The organism is Agromyces sp. NPDC058136 (assembly GCF_042884375.1).
In the GTDB taxonomy this organism is placed as follows: Bacteria; Actinomycetota; Actinomycetes; order Actinomycetales; family Microbacteriaceae; genus Agromyces.
Genome location: NZ_JBHVUA010000001.1, coordinates 841,439 through 855,885 on the forward strand (window position 1 = coordinate 841,439; position 14,447 = coordinate 855,885).

General features: G+C 71.1%; 11 protein-coding genes. 3 read left to right on the plus strand and 8 right to left on the minus strand.

Translation table 11 applies throughout. The features are described 5' to 3' along the window. Window positions 1-47 precede the first annotated feature (47 nt). The 4 genes from ACFVTX_RS03975 to ACFVTX_RS03990 form a co-directional block, all read right to left on the minus strand. The gene (locus ACFVTX_RS03975; RefSeq protein ID WP_386898227.1) at window positions 48-1,292 is read right to left on the minus strand and encodes an extracellular solute-binding protein; all 1,245 of its coding nucleotides are present in this window, start codon (window positions 1,290-1,292) and stop codon (window positions 48-50) included. Between the two features lie 69 nt (window positions 1,293-1,361). Further along, a complete protein-coding gene (locus ACFVTX_RS03980) occupies window positions 1,362-2,585 on the minus strand; it encodes an ROK family protein (protein WP_386898733.1) in 1,224 nt (407 codons plus the stop codon). Window positions 2,586-2,722: 137 nt separating this feature from the next. Further along, window positions 2,723-4,603 (minus strand): heavy metal translocating P-type ATPase, encoded by a 1,881-nt coding sequence (locus tag ACFVTX_RS03985; RefSeq protein WP_386898229.1) that lies wholly within the window; start codon window positions 4,601-4,603, stop codon window positions 2,723-2,725. Window positions 4,604-4,718: 115 nt separating this feature from the next. After that, window positions 4,719-5,936, minus strand: a complete 1,218-nt coding sequence (locus ACFVTX_RS03990) for an NADP-dependent isocitrate dehydrogenase (RefSeq protein WP_386898231.1) — start codon at window positions 5,934-5,936, stop codon at window positions 4,719-4,721. A gap of 210 nt (window positions 5,937-6,146) precedes the next feature. Here ACFVTX_RS03990 and ACFVTX_RS03995 point away from each other — a divergent pair, with 210 nt between their 5' ends. Together ACFVTX_RS03995 and ACFVTX_RS04000 are read left to right on the plus strand one after the other, a co-directional pair. Then, entirely contained in the window at window positions 6,147-6,599 is a 453-nt protein-coding gene (locus ACFVTX_RS03995) for a GNAT family N-acetyltransferase (RefSeq protein ID WP_386898233.1), read from the plus strand. 4 nt (window positions 6,600-6,603) lie between these two features. After that, a complete protein-coding gene (locus ACFVTX_RS04000; protein WP_386898235.1) occupies window positions 6,604-6,939 on the plus strand; it encodes an MGMT family protein in 336 nt (111 codons plus the stop codon). 103 nt (window positions 6,940-7,042) lie between these two features. Here the strand turns inward: ACFVTX_RS04000 and ACFVTX_RS04005 are convergent, their stop codons facing one another. Next, window positions 7,043-8,827 (minus strand): histidine kinase, encoded by a 1,785-nt coding sequence (locus ACFVTX_RS04005; RefSeq protein ID WP_386898237.1) that lies wholly within the window; start codon window positions 8,825-8,827, stop codon window positions 7,043-7,045. Continuing rightward, entirely contained in the window at window positions 8,827-9,492 is a 666-nt protein-coding gene (locus tag ACFVTX_RS04010) for a LuxR C-terminal-related transcriptional regulator (RefSeq protein WP_386898239.1), read from the minus strand. The genes ACFVTX_RS04005 and ACFVTX_RS04010 overlap by 1 nt, the downstream gene beginning before the upstream one ends. Before the next feature lie 266 nt (window positions 9,493-9,758). Between ACFVTX_RS04010 and ACFVTX_RS04015 the strand changes: the two genes are divergently transcribed. After that, window positions 9,759-10,475 (plus strand): hypothetical protein, encoded by a 717-nt coding sequence (locus ACFVTX_RS04015; protein WP_386898241.1) that lies wholly within the window; start codon window positions 9,759-9,761, stop codon window positions 10,473-10,475. A gap of 84 nt (window positions 10,476-10,559) precedes the next feature. Here the strand turns inward: ACFVTX_RS04015 and ACFVTX_RS04020 are convergent, their stop codons facing one another. Further along, window positions 10,560-12,365 carry an ABC transporter ATP-binding protein gene (locus ACFVTX_RS04020; protein ID WP_386898242.1) on the minus strand — a complete coding sequence of 602 codons (1,806 nt, stop codon included), beginning with the start codon at window positions 12,363-12,365 and terminating at the stop codon, window positions 10,560-10,562. After that, on the minus strand, window positions 12,362-14,188 hold the full coding sequence (locus tag ACFVTX_RS04025) for an ABC transporter ATP-binding protein (protein ID WP_386898734.1): 1,827 nt from the start codon (window positions 14,186-14,188) through the stop codon (window positions 12,362-12,364). The genes ACFVTX_RS04020 and ACFVTX_RS04025 overlap by 4 nt, the downstream gene beginning before the upstream one ends. Window positions 14,189-14,447: the final 259 nt, after the last annotated feature.

Sequence of the window (14,447 nt, forward strand, 5' to 3'; positions counted from 1 at the left end):
GGGGGCGGAGCTGTGTGGGACTCCGCCCCCGCCGGGGGCTCAACAGGCTAGCTGTTGAGGATCTCCTCGATCTGCGCGTCGAGGTCGGCCGCGATGGCCGCCACGTCGCCACCCTGGGCGATCTTCACGAGCGCCTCCTGGATGATCTGCGCAGCTTCGACCTCGGCCCACTTCGGGGTGGTCGGGGTCACCTTCGAGTTCTCGAGCGCGACGGCCTGAGCCTTGGCGATCTCGGTGTCGGGCAGGTTCGCCGCCGAAGCGGTGAGGCCCGGGGTGAGGCCACCGGCGGCCAGGAGGTCCTGGTAGCCGGCGCTCGCCATGATGTCGAGCGCGGCGCGAGCCTGCTCGGGGTTCGCGCTCTTCGTCGCGACGGCGATGTTCGAGCCGCCCGCGAAGATCGGAGCGGTCTCGCCGGCCTCGAGGCCCGGCAGCGCGAAGGCGCGCAGGTCCGAGCCGTAGGTGTCGGCGCAGCCGGGGGCCTCGGCGTCGGCCGGAGCCGTGATCGACCACTGCACCCACGCGGGAGCCGAGAGGAAGACGTCTTCACCGGCGCAGAACGGCACCTGCGGGTCGGTCTCGTCGCCGTCCTTCGCCGCGTTCGAGGCGTGGAGGTAGACGTCCTGGAGCTGCGTCAGGCCTTCGACGCCGCCCTCGCTCGAGAAGCCGGCCTTCCACTCTTCGCCGTCCTGCTCGGCGATGAAGCCGCCGTGCGCCCAGACGTAGGGAAGGGCGTTGTACCAGTCGCGGCCCGGAGCCCAGATGCCCGAGACGGTGTCGGTGCGGCGCTCCTTGCCCGTGGCGACGTACTCGTCGAGCGTCGTCGGGACCGGCGTGGCGCCGAGGATCTGCTCGCTGTAGAACACGATGCGGCCACCGGCGTAGTACGGCGCGGCGTAGAGCTCGCCGTCGTACGTCGCAGACTCGACGAGACCCGGGAGGTAGTCGTCGCTGGCGAAGTCGTCGAGCGGGAGGAACAGGCCCTGGTCGGCGAAGCTCGCCGTCTGGGTGTTGCCGACCTCGACCACGTCGGGCGAGTCGTTCGACTGGAGCGCAGCTGCGTAGGTGTCGCTCACGTCGGCCCAGGTCTTCTCCTCGACCGTGAGGGTCCAACCGTCGTTCTCCGACTCGAAGGTGTCCTTGAGGTAGGCACGAGCGTCTTCGGGGGTGTCGCTTCCGACGACCCAGACGGTGATCTCGCCACCGTCGGCCGACTCGGTCCCACCACCGGTGCTGCAACCGGCGAGGGTCAGGGCAGCAGCGGCGCCGAGCGCCACAATGCCGAGTTTCCTCATTTGTCGTTTCCTTTCATGGGGGTGGGGGAACAGCGGGGGTTCGCTGTCACCCTTGGTGCGTGGAGTCCCTCACGAGACTCCGAGTTGTCCGGAGAGGACCATGACGGCCGCGCCGCGGAGGACGATGTCCTCCGCCTGCTCGGACATCCGGAGCCTCAGATCACGGTTGAGAGCCGCCATCGTCCGCTTCCGGAGCGTGTCGACGGTCGCCTCGTGGAAGGCGCCGTCGAGCAGTTCGGCGGGGCCGCTGAGCACGACCTCCGTCAGATTGAGGGCGCCGACGACCGGCGCGAGCACGATGCCGAGCCGACGGCCCGCCTCGCGCAGGATCTCGTCGCGCGCGGCGTCGAGCTCGGTGGACGCCTCGGAGGAGGCGGCGCCGCCCACCGCGCCGAGCGAGGCCGCGACGGCCTCGAGCTGGGCGGTGAGGCGGGGTTCGGCGACCCAGGCCTCGAGGCAGCCGTCCTTGCCGCAGGCGCATCGGGGGCCGCCGTCGGTGCCGACGACGACGTGCCCGATCTCGCCCGCGGCGAAGCCGCCGCCGATGACGGGGCGGCCGCCGACGATGAGGCCGGCGCCGACACCGTGCCCCACCTTGACGAGCAGGAGGTCGTCGTGCGCGCTCTCGCCGTGCTCGGCGAGGATCGCGACGTTCGCGTCGTTCGCGACGTGCACGGGCAGCAGGGTGCGTGCGGCGAGCCGCTGCTGCAGGGGCAGGTCGACCCAGTCGAGGTTCGGGGCCGAGCGCACGACGCCGAGCGGGTCGACGACGCCGGGCGAACCGACGCCGATGCCGAGGACGGGCGCCGTGGCGAGGGCGAGCAGCCGCTCGACGAGCGTTTCGACGAGGAGCGCCGCGGCTTCACCGGTCGCGCCGTCGCGGCAGATCTCGATCTCCTCGCCGACGGTGCCGTCGAGCGCGGTGACCGCGCCGCGGAACACCTCGTGCTCGGAGAGGTCGACGCCGATGATCTGGAAGGCGTCGCGGGCGACGTCGATGAGCGTGGCCGGCTTGCCGGGGCGGGCGTCTTCACGGGGACCGAGCTCGATGACGAGCCCCTCGGCGATGAGCTCGGCGACGAGGTCGGAGACCGTGACGCGGGTGAGCCCCGTCTCGCGGGAGAGGTCGGCGCGGCTCTGGGCGCCTGCGCTGAAGAGCGTCTGCAGCACGAGCGCCCGGTTGTGGCTGCGGGCGTGCTCGGGGAGCACCTTGTTCGTGGGGCGCAGAGCGCGGGAGCGGGTGAAGATCGGGGCACCGGCGAACGGTGCGGTGAGCAGGTCGGAATGCGCCACCTGAGTGGTGGTCGTCGGCTCCGTGGTGACCGGGCCTCGCTGTGCATCCGTTGCAGTCACGTTTGTTAGTAAACCTTACGAACAAACCATTCGCAAGTGCTCGACACGACTTCGTGCCCGCGTTATCGATTCGTGATCTACGCGACGGTGAGGCGCGATTCGGATGCCACGGCGCCGGCCTCGCGACCCGCGTCGAGCCGACCGCCGATGGCGCGCAGGGCGGCCAGGATGGCGATGAGATCGACCACCTCCTGGAGCAGCGCGCCGATCGTCGCCGGAATCAGCCCGAACGCGGCGATGATCATGAGCCCCACGCTCACGAGGATGCCGATCCAGATGCTCTGCAGCGCGATGCGCACGGTGTCGCGTCCGATCTCGACGGCCTTCGCCGTCCGCGAGATGTCGTCGACGAGGATCACCGCCGAGGCGGACTCGCTCGCGGCCGTCGCCCCCTTCGCGCCCATGGCGATGCCGATGTCGGCGGCCGCGAGCACGGGGGCGTCGTTCACGCCGTCGCCGACCATGATCACGGGTCGCGCGGCCACTGCGGCGACCTCGCGCACCTTGTCGCCCGGCAGGCAGTCGGCGCGGACCTTGGTGATGCCGAGCTCGGCCGCGATGTGGTCGGCCGTCGCCTGCGCGTCACCGGTCAGCATCATCGTGTCGTGCACGCCGAGCTCGTCGAGCCGGGCGAGCGTCGCCTTCGCGTTCTCCCTGAGGCGGTCGCTCGCGAGCAGGGCGCCGGCGTAGCGCCCGTCGACCGCGACGTAGACGGCGAGCTCCCCCGGCGCGATCTCCGTGCGCCGCGCCTCGGGCGCCTGCGCCTGCACGAACGCGAACTTGCCGACGACCACCTCGCGGTCGCCGAGCTTCGCCGTCACCCCGTTCGTGGCGGCTTCGCGCGCCCACTCGGCCTCCGCGAGCGGCAGCCCCTGCTCCTTCGCCGCCTCGATCATGGAGGCCGCGAGCACGTGCGAGGAGTACTGCTCGGCCGAGGCGACGAGACCGAGCAGCTCGTCGGCCGAGAAACCGGACTCCGGGCGGACGGCGACGAGTCTCGGCTCGCCGTGCGTGAGCGTGCCGGTCTTGTCGAACACCGCGGTCTTCGCCCGCGCGAGCAGTTCGAGCACTCCCCCGCCCTTGACGATCACGCCGTTGCGCGCGGCCCGGCTCATCCCGCCGATGAAGGCGACCGGTGCGGCGATGAGGAGCGGACATGGCGTCGCGAGCACGAGCACCTCGGCGAACCGCACCGGGTCGCCTGAGACCCACCACGCGACGCTCGCGAGCGCGAGCGAGAACACGGTGAAGGGCACGGCGTAGCGGTCGGCGAGTCGCACGACCGGCGCCTTCGACTCGGCGGCCTGGGCGACGAGCGCGACGATCTGCTGGTACTGGCTGTCGCCGGCCGTCGCCGTGGCCACGATCTCGACGGCCGCCTGCCCGTTCACCGATCCGCTCAGCACCGCGTCGCCGCGCTGCTTCTCGACCGGCACGCTCTCTCCCGTGAGCGACGACTCGTCGAAGGTCGCCTCGGCCGAGTGCAGCTCGCCGTCGACGGGCACGATCTCGCTCGGCCGCACGAGCAGGCGATCGCCGGGCCGCACCTCGTCGACGTGCACGTCGACGAGATCGTCGCCGTCGAGCCGGTGCGCGAGCTGGGGCGAGCGCGTGAGCAGCGCGTCGAGCTCGCGCTTGGCGCGGCGGTTCGCGTAGTCCTCGAGCGCGGCGCCTCCCGTGAGCATCAGCACCACGAGGAGCGCGGCGATGTACTCGCCGACGAGCACCGTCGCGACGATCGCGGTGATGGCGAGGATGTCGAGGCCCCAGTGCCCGCGCAGGATGTCGCGGACCATGCCGACGGCCTGCCAGGCCGCCACCGCGAGCGCGTAGCCGCTGAAGATCCACGGCACGGCGGCACCTGCGCCGGCGAGCGCGAGCACGATGCCGAGCACCCCGATCGCGAGCGTCAGCGTGACGACCCAGTAGCGGCGAGCGAGCTTCAGGAGACGAGCCATGCCTCCATCCTGCCTCGCCGCGCGGTCGAATCCCGGGAGGGACGACGAAGGGCGGATGCCTGGTGGCATCCGCCCTTCGGAAACCGCACCCCGGCCGCGGCCGGAGCGTGCGGAACTACGCGCCCAGGCGCGCCTTGAGGTTCGCGTCGATCGAGTTCAGGAACTCCTCGGTCGTCTGGTAGCCCTGCTCGGGGCCGACGAGGAGCGCGAGGTCCTTCGTCATGGCGCCCGACTCGACCGTCTTGATGACGACGTCCTCGAGGGTCGCGGCGAAGTCGATGAGCTCCTGGTTGCCGTCGAGCTTGCCGCGGTGCGCGAGGCCGCGCGTCCAGGCGTAGATCGAGGCGATCGGGTTCGTCGAGGTCGGCTTGCCCTGCTGGTGCTGGCGGTAGTGGCGCGTGACGGTGCCGTGCGCCGCCTCGGCCTCGACGACCTTGCCGTCGGGCGTGGCGAGGACCGAGGTCATGAGGCCGAGCGAGCCGAAGCCCTGCGCGACGGTGTCGGACTGCACGTCGCCGTCGTAGTTCTTGCAGGCCCAGACGTAGCCGCCCTCCCACTTGAGCGAGGCCGCGACCATGTCGTCGATGAGGCGGTGCTCGTAGGTGAGGCCGGCCTCGTCGAACTTCTCCTTGAACTCGGAGTCGAAGACCTCCTGGAAGAGGTCCTTGAAGCGGCCGTCGTAGGCCTTCAGGATGGTGTTCTTCGTCGAGAGGTAGACGGGGTAGTTGCGCGAGAGGCCGTAGTTGAGCGAGGCGCGCGCGAAGTCCTTGATGGACTCGTCGAGGTTGTACATGCCCATCGCGACGCCCGAGCCGGGCGACTGGAAGACCTCGAACTGCTGGGGCTCCGAGCCGTCCTTCGGGGTGAAGGTCATGGTGAGGGTGCCTTCGCCCTCGAAGCGGAAGTCGGTGGCGCGGTACTGGTCGCCGAAGGCGTGGCGGCCGACGATGATCGGCTTGTTCCAGCCGGGCACGAGGCGCGGGATGTTCGAGATGATGATCGGCTCGCGGAAGATGACGCCGCCGAGGATGTTGCGGATCGTGCCGTTCGGCGAACGCCACATCTTCTTCAGGCCGAACTCCTCGACGCGGGCCTCGTCGGGGGTGATGGTGGCGCACTTGACGCCGACGCCGTGCTTCTGGATCGCGTGGGCCGCGTCGACCGTGATCTGGTCGTCGGTCTCGTCGCGCTTCTGGATCGAGAGGTCGTAGTACTCGAGGTCGATGTCGAGGTACGGGTGGATGAGCTGGTCCTTGATGGCCTGCCAGATGATGCGGGTCATCTCGTCGCCGTCGAGCTCGACGACGGTGCCTTCAACCTTGATCTTGGACAAGTTGAGTTCTCCTTGGATCTCTCGGGGAATTTGAGGAAGTCTCGTGGGCGGACACGCCGTCTGCCAGCTTACCGCGTCGGCAGAATATCTCGACATCGAGACAACCGGCGGCGGTCCGGCGTCGCCGGCACCGGCGCAGCCTCCTCCTCAGGGATGATTCAGGGTTACCCCGGCTACCCCGCACGGGAATCACGGGTTAGCCTTGGCGCTATGGCTGAGCTCAGACTGGAAGACCTGTCCGCTTCGAACATCGTGGCCGCGAACACGCTGTCGCTGAAGCCAGGCCAGGAACAGTTCATCGCTCCGGTCACCTACTCGGCCGAGGCGTCGGTGGTGAACCCCGAGACGGCCTGGCAGCGCGTCGCCCGCATCGACGAGCGCGTCGTCGGGTTCATCCACGGCAACTTCGACCCCGAGAACGTCCACGAGGAGTTCCGCGCCTGCATCTGGCGGATCAACGTCGACGCCGAGGTGCAGGGCAAGGGCGTCGGCCGCTTCCTCGCGACCGCCCTCGCCGAAGAGGCCAAGCGTCGCGGCTTCGACCGCATCACCGTGCTGTGGGAGCCCGGCAGCGAGGGCCCCGAGGCCTTCTTCCACCGCATCGGCTTCGTCGATGTCGGCGAGACCCAGTACGGCGACGTCATCGGCGCCCTCGAGCTGTAGGCCGGTGCCGCGCGCGATTCCCGAACACCCGCAGGGCTTCGTCGATGCGGTGCTCGTCGTCGTCGCCGACATCCCGGCGGGGCGCGTCGCGACCTACGGCGACGTCGCCGCACTCCTCGGCTCCCGGGGCGCGCGCGCCGTCGGGCAGGTGATGGCGAGGTACGGGTCGGATGTCCCGTGGTGGCGGGTCGTCCGCGCGGGCGGCCGCCCGCCGGCGGGGCACGCCGAGCGCGCCCGCGCGCACTACGAACGCGAGGGCACGCCGCTGCGCCCCGCTTCCGACGAGGACGGCTACCGCATCGTGCTCGCCGAGGCGCGCTGGCGACCGCACGCCGGTTGAGGAGCGCCCGACGTAGTCGGACGCGTCTCGAAACCGAGTGACCCGCTCGTGAGACCTGCGCCGCCGGGCTTCGAGACGCGTCGCCGCTCTGCGTCGGCGCTCCTCACTCAGCGGTGGCCAGCACCGGGATCCGCACAGTGATCGTCGTGCCAGCCCCGGGTGGGCTCTCGATCACGAGTTCGCCGCCGACGGCCTCGACGCGGTCGGCGATGCCGACCATGCCGCTGCCCTCGGGTCTCGCCCCGCCGACGCCGTTGTCGCGCACGACGAGCTCGAGCCCGCCGTCGACGAGGTGGGCGCGCACCCACGCCCGGGTCGCCTGCGCATGCTTCGCGAGGTTCGCGAGCGCCTCGGCGACGACGAAGTAGGCGGTCGACTCGATCACCTCGGGCAGCTTGCCCTCGGCCTGCACGTCGAGCTCGACGGGCACCGGGCAACGGCCCGCGAGCTCGGGCACGGCGAGCGCGAGCCCGCCCGAGGAGAGCAGCGAGGGGTGGATGCCGTGGGCGAGTTCGCGCAGCTCCTTCAGGGCGTCGTTCAGCATCGCGATGTTCGCGTCGAGTTCGATGCCGAGCGGTTCGACGCCGCGGTCGCGCGCCTGGTTCGCGGCGAGCCGCAGGCGCATGCCGAGCGAGACGAGGTGCTGCTGCGCCCCGTCGTGGAGGTCGCGTTCGATGCGTCGGCGCGCCTCGTCGCCGGCCTCGACGATGCGGGCGCGCGACTGGCGCACCTGCTCGAGGGTGCGTTCGATCTCGGAGCGCAGCCGCCCGTTGTCGACCGAGAGGCGCAGTGCGCTCGAGACCCCGTCGAGCAGGCGCATGTTGTCGGTGAGCACCCGGTCGTGGCGGATGAGCGCGATCGGCATGCCCGTGGGCGAGGCGACGGGCAGCAGGCTGTGGTCGCCGTGCCGGTCGGCGGGGTCGTGCTCGATGGGGTCGCCCGAGGCGTCCGCGTACCTGCCCCGCTCTTCGTCCCACCAGTAGACGCGCACCGACGCGTCGCGGAGGGTGCGCGCGAGCGACTCCGCCCAGAGTCCGCGGTCGGCGCCCTCGCGGGTGATGCGCATGAGGTCGGCGACGCGGGCGCGCATGTTGCGGGTGTGCGAGATGCCGGCGACGAAGCTCACGGGGATGGAGGCGATCGCGACGAGCGAGACGGTCGCGAGCACCTGCGGGGCCGCGGCCCCTGCCGCGTACGTCACCGCCTGGGCGGCGAGCGTCGTCGCCCACGCGAGCAGCGCGACGGGCATGAGGAACGCGACGGTGCGCGCCGGCACGCTGCCGCGCACCCAGCGAACGAGGAACCGCACGGCGATGACGAGGGCGAGCAGCACGCCGACGAGGCGGTAGCCGATGTCGATGATCCCGGCGAGCGCGGGCGCGTCGACGATGCGGTACGGGTTCGGGGCGCAGTCGCAGAGCGCGGTCGGCGGTTGTGCGAGCAGCACGGTGCCGAGCAGGTACCCGACCGACGTCACGAGCGCGATCGCGCCGAGCCAGCGGGCGAGCCGGTCGCCGAAGTCGCCACGCGGGTAGAGCAGCACGAGGATGCCGGTGAGCAGGCCCCACCACAGGTGCACGCCGTAGAGCAGCGGCCAGAGCCAGCCGAGGTCCTCGATGACGCGGAGGAAGTTGAGCGGGATCCACACGACGGGGAACAGCACCATGAGCCGGGCGGGCACCAGCGACGGCCCGATCGCCCACGCGACGCCCGCGCACGCCGCGAACACGAGCGGCACGATCGCGTGCAGCGTGACGTAGCTCACCTCGGGGCGGTCGGCCTCGGCGGTCGCGAGGAACCCCGTGATCTCCATGGTGAGGCTGAGCGCGACGACCGCGGCGATCGCGATGGTGCGTTTGACGATCCGGCCGCGACGGCCGGGGGCCATCACCTCGCGCCGAGGAGCGTCAGCACTGCGAGCACCCGACGGTGGTGTTCGGGCGACTCCTCGAGGTCGAGCTTCTGCAGGATCGAACGCACGTGGGTCTCGACGGTCTTGAGGCCGAGGAAGAGGGTCTGCGCGATGCCGCCGTTCGAGTAGCCCTGCGCCATGAGCTCGAGCACCGAGCGCTCGCGCTCGGTGAGCCGCGCGAGCGGGTCGTCGGCGCGGGTGCGATGCACGAGCTGCTCGACGACCTCGGGGTCGACGACCGAGCCGCCGGACGCGACGGTCTCGACGGCGCGCACGAGGGTCTGCGGTTCGGAGACGCGCTCTTTCAGGAGATAGCCGGTGCCGCTGCCCGCACCCATGACGCGCAGCGCGTACTCGGGCGTCGCGTACATCGACAGCAGCAGCACGCCGATCGTCGAGCCGCTCGCGCGGAGCGCCTCGAGCGCGACGATGCCCTCGTCGCGGTAGCTCGGCGGCATGCGGATGTCGAGCACGGCCGCGTCGACCCCGCCACCGCGCACGACCTCGACGAGTTCGTCGCCCGTGCCGACGGAGGCGACGACCTCGAGCCCGCCGCCCTCGAGCACCTTCACGATGCCCTCGCGCAGCAGCAGCGCATCATCGGCGATCGCGACGCGCAACGGCCGGGATGCCTCGTCCATCGCGCCTCCACTCCACCGCGGCCCGAACCTCCGGACCCTGAAACGGGCACGGGCGACCGAACCGGTCGCCCCCGCCTGTCGTGACTGTACCGCGTTCCCGACCCGCTCCGCTCCCCCGTTTCAGGGGGGTCCCGGATCCGCGCGCCGTGCGGGGGTGGGAGACTGCGAGGGCGAGGTGCGTGCCGCGCGCCCTCAGGGGCTCCACCCAACCAGAATCGTGGCCGCTCCTGATCCGGCGGGGGCGCGGAGCGAGGAGCATCCGTGTCATGTCCACCGCAACGTTCCCCCACCGCCGCTCCCCCGTCGGCAGCGGCCCCGACGCCGAACCCGACGCGTCCGCCGAGCATTCGCTCGCCGAACGCCTCCTCGCCGAGCGCCGAGCGCTCCCCGGGGCGGCGATCCGGATCACGACCTCCACACTCATGAGCTCGGAGGATCTCCACGCCGCCGATCGCTTCGGCGCCGGCTTCGACGTGGACACCCGCGGCGAGATCGACCGCCTCGAACGCGAGGGCATCCCGATCACCGGCTGCATTCACATCCGCCCCGAGACGCCCATGGCCGAGATCACGGGCGCCTACCTCCGCGGCGTCCGGGTCTTCGTCATCGGCGATGCGCGCGAGCTCGAGAACTTCCGCGAACTGCCGGAGGTCGCCGTGCTCGTGCGAATCGAGTTCGACCGCTCCCGCCGTCGCACCGCCGGGACCGCCCCGCGCGCCGCCGCCGCCGTGGTGCGCGCCTGCCGCGCGGCCGGCATTCGGGTGGCCGGCTTCACCGTCGGCTTCGGGTGCCGCGGGGTCGTCCAGCCGCTCCGCATCCGTCGCGCGATCGCGCTCATGCGGCGACTCGAACGCGCGGAATGCGGCGGCTTCGACACCCTCGACCTCGACTTCGCGAGCGCTCGTCCGATCGCCCACGGTCTGCGCCGCGCCGTGCACGGCGCGTCCCGGCGCTACCGGGTCAGCGCCCGACGCACCGCCTGAGCATCGATGACCGGCTGAGGACGCTTCGGCTCCCCGAGGTGGATCCGACGCAGCATCAGCGCGTCGAACCCACCTCGGACCGGCTCAGACCAGCGATTCCCGCCAGGCCGCGTGCAGCGCCGCGAACCGGCCCGTGCCGCCGATGAGCTCGGCCGGGGCGCCGTCCTCGACGATGCGGCCGTGCTCCATGACGAGCACCCGGTCGGCGATCGCGACCGTCGAGAGACGGTGCGCGATGATGACGGCCGTGCGGTCCGCGAGGAGCTTCGTGAGGCCCTCCTGCACGAGGCGTTCGCTCGGGATGTCGAGCGAGCTCGTCGCCTCGTCGAGAATGAGCACCGCCGGGTTCGCGAGGAACGCCCGGGCGAAGGAGATCAGCTGCCGCTGCCCCGCGCTCACGCGCCCGCCGCGCTTGTTCACGTCGGTGTCGTAGCCGTTCGGCAGCCCCTCGATGAACTCGTGCGCGCCGACGGCCTGCGCCGCCCGCACGATCTCGTCGAACGTCGCGTCGGGCTTGCCGAGCGCGATGTTGTCGGCCACCGAACCCGAGAACAGGTACGCCTCCTGCGTGACCATGACGATCGCGCGGCGCAGGTCCTTCGGGTGGAGGTCGCTGAGCGGGATCCCGTCGAGCGAGACGACGCCCTCGCTCGGATCGTAGAACCGCGCGATGAGCTTCGCGAGCGTCGACTTGCCTGCGCCGGTCGAGCCGACGAGGGCGATGGTCTGCCCAGCCGGGATATCGAGGTCGAAGTGCGGCAGGATGCTGCGCCCGGCCACGTACGAGAACTCGACGCCGTCGAACCGGACCCGGCCCTCCGCGTTCCACAGGTCGACCGGCTTCGCGGGGTCGGGCACGCTCGGCTCCTCTTCGAGGACGCCCGAGATCTTCTCGAGCGCGCTCGACGCCGACTGGTAGCCGTTGTAGAACATCGCGAGGTCCTCCATCGGGTCGAAGAACCGCTTCGTGTAGAGCACCGCGGCGAGCAGCACGCCGACCTCGAGCCCGCCGTCGACGACGCGGAACCCGCCGAGCACGATCGTCACCGCCACCGCCGTGTTGCCGATGAGCGCGAGCCCCGGGTTGAAGACGGCGAAGAGGCCGAGCACCTTCGCGTTGACGCTGCGGTAGTCCTCGACGAGCTCGCCGAACTCCTGCTCGTTGCGGCGCTCCTTGCGGAACGCCTGCACCGCGCGGATGCCCGTCATGGTCTCGACGAACTGCACGATGAGCTTCGCCGACGCCACCCGCGAGCGGCGGAACAGCGCCTGCGAGCGCACCTGGAACCAGCGCGTCAGGATGCCGAGCGGAATGAGCGCGACGAGCAGCACGAGCCCGGAGGGGGCGTCGAGCAGCAGCAGCGCGATCGCGGTGAACACCATGTACATGAGCCCGCGCACGAGGAGGGTGAGCCCCTCGTCCATCAGCTCGCGGATCGCGTCGAGGTCGCTCGTCTGCCGCGAGATGATGCGTCCCGAGGTGTACGACTCGTGGAACTCGAGGCTCAGCTTCTGCGTGTGCAGGAACACCCGCGTGCGCAGATCGATGAGCACCGCCTGGCTGATGCGCGCCGACATCTTGATGTACGCCGCGATGAGGAACGCGCCCACGAGACCCGTGATCAGGTAGGCGAGGCCGGCGAACGCCGCGGGCATCCAGTCCTGCTTCATCAGGGCGGGGATGCCCTGGTCGATGCCGTACGCGATGATCGCGGGGCCCGCGACCTGCGCGGCCGACGACACGACGACCGCCGCAGCGGTCAGCCAGAGCCTTCTCTGCTGGGGTCGCAGCAGCGAACCCAGCAGGCGCCGCGACCGGGCGCGGATCTGCCGCGACTCGGCCTTCGAGTAGTCGTTGCGTTCTTCTCCCTGCACGCCGCTGACGCTCATGAGGCCGCCTCCTCTCGCATCGGTTCGGATGCTTCGTCCGCATCATCTCCCGCGGGTCGAGGAGCGCCCGAAGGACGCGTCTCGAGATCACGACGCTCGTCGTCCTCGAAGCTCGAGATCACGAAGCGGTAGTGCTCGCTCTCGCGGAGGAGCTCTGAATGGGTGCCGACGGCCGTGACCCGGCCGTCCTCGAGGAGCGCCACCCGGTCGGCCAGCATGACCGTCGACGGGCGGTGCGCCACGATGAGCGCGGTCGTGTCGGCGAGCACCGAGCGGAGCTCGGCCTCGACGCGGGCCTCGGTGGCGACGTCGAGCGCCGACAGCGGGTCGTCGAGCACGAGCACCGCGGGCTTCGCCGCGACGGCGCGCGCGAGCGCGAGCCGCTGCCGCTGCCCGCCCGAGAGGCTCATGCCCTCCTCGCCGACCTTCGTGTCGAGCCCCTCGGGGAGCTCGTACGCGAAGCCGGCCTGCGCGATGCGCAGCGCCTCGTCGAGCACCCGCTCGGCCTCGGCCGCGACCGCGGGGTCGGCGGCGGCGCCGCCCTCGAACTCGGGGCGCCCGAGCAGCACGTTCTCGCGCACGGAGGCGCTGAACAACGTGGCATCCTCGAAGGCCATCGCGATGTGGCGACGCAGCTCTTCGCGGGTGAACGCGCGCACGTCGACGCCGTCGAGCTCGACCGAACCGCCCGTGACGTCGTAGAGACGGGTCGTGAGCGCCGTCATCGTCGTCTTGCCCGAACCGGTGAGACCGACGAGCGCCATCGTCTCGCCCGGTTCGACGACGAGGTCGACGCCGTCGAGCAGGTCGCCGAAGCGTTCGGGCGAGTCGTGGTACCTGAAGTGGACGCCCGTGAACGCGAGCTCGCCACGGGGCCGCTCGTCGTGCTGCGGCGAGGCGGGGTCGACGATCGTGTTCTCGCTGTCGAGGATGTCGAAGAAGCGGTCGGTCGCGGTACGCGCGTCGAGCGCGAACGCGAGCATGAAGCCGATCGACTCGATCGGCCAGGCGAGCACCGTCGCCGTCGCGAAGAACGCGACGAGCTCACCGACGGTGAGCTGTCCGTTCGCGGCCAGCCAGATGCCGACCACGAGGCAGAGGGCGAGCGCCACCGTCGGGACGACGATGATCCAGACCCAGATGTTCGCGTCGAGACGCGCCTTCTCGATCTCGGTGCGACGCAGCGACTCGGCCTGCGCGCGGAAGCTCGTGAGGGCGTGCTTGCCCCGGCCGAAGGCCTTGAGCACGCGGATGCCGTGCACCGACTCCTCGACGGCCGTCGCGAGGTCGCCCTGCTGGTCCTGGCTGAGGCGCGACTGCTCGGAGTAGCGGCCCTCGAACTTCCACCCGGCCCACCACAGCGGCAGCGAACAGACGAGGAAGATGAGGCCGAGCAGCCAGTTCATCGACATGAGGATGCCGACGCCGACCACGATGATCACGAGGTTCGCCCCGGTGAGCACGAGCCCGAAGCTCAACCAGCGGCGGATGAGACCGAGGTCGCTCACCGCGCGCGAGAGGAGCTGGCCACTCGGCCAGCGGTCGTGGAAGTTCACGGGCAGGTCTTGCAGCTTCGCGTAGAGGGCGTTGCGCATGCGCGCCTCGACCCTCGTGCCGGGGCCGACGACGAGCCAGCGGCGCAGCGCGTAGAGCATCGCCTCGATCGCGCCGAGCACGAAGACCAGCAGGGCGAGCGGGATCACCGCGTCGGCCTCGCCCTGGGCGAGCGGGCCGTCGACGATCTGCTGCAGCACCTGCGGGATCGACAGCGCGATGAGCTGTGCGACGAGCGCCGCCGCCATACTGCCGATGAAGGCGGGCATCGCGGGGCCCGCGTACTCGCGGAGGCGCCAGAGCGCGCGGAGCGCCCCGAGCCGTTCGGTGGCCTGGGGTTCGGTCGCAGCGGGATGCTGCGGCTGGACGGGTTCGGACAACGCCGTTCCTCTCAAAAGGAGTGGCCGATCGGGGTCGCTGGGCGAGCCGGATCGGTGAAGGAAGTCGAAGGGAGTTCGTGGACGCGGGTGCGCATCGGGCGCGGTGACGCGTCGGGCGCGGCTCGGCCGCGCAACGTGCAGGCGGTGC

Bases quoted from the DNA above. Each gene is read 5' to 3' on its own strand.
- ACFVTX_RS04020 (WP_386898242.1), bottom strand. From the start codon at position 12,365: ATGAGCGTCAGCGGCGTGCAGGGAGAAGAACGCAACGACTACTCGAAG.
- ACFVTX_RS04010 (WP_386898239.1), bottom strand. From the start codon at position 9,492: ATGGACGAGGCATCCCGGCCGTTGCGCGTCGCGATCGCCGATGATGCG.
- ACFVTX_RS03995 (WP_386898233.1), top strand. From the start codon at position 6,147: ATGGCTGAGCTCAGACTGGAAGACCTGTCCGCTTCGAACATCGTGGCC.
- ACFVTX_RS03975 (WP_386898227.1), bottom strand. From the start codon at position 1,292: ATGAGGAAACTCGGCATTGTGGCGCTCGGCGCCGCTGCTGCCCTGACC.
- ACFVTX_RS04005 (WP_386898237.1), bottom strand. From the start codon at position 8,827: ATGGCCCCCGGCCGTCGCGGCCGGATCGTCAAACGCACCATCGCGATC.
- ACFVTX_RS04015 (WP_386898241.1), top strand. From the start codon at position 9,759: ATGTCCACCGCAACGTTCCCCCACCGCCGCTCCCCCGTCGGCAGCGGC.
- ACFVTX_RS03985 (WP_386898229.1), bottom strand. From the start codon at position 4,603: ATGGCTCGTCTCCTGAAGCTCGCTCGCCGCTACTGGGTCGTCACGCTG.
- ACFVTX_RS04025 (WP_386898734.1), bottom strand. From the start codon at position 14,188: ATGCCCGCCTTCATCGGCAGTATGGCGGCGGCGCTCGTCGCACAGCTC.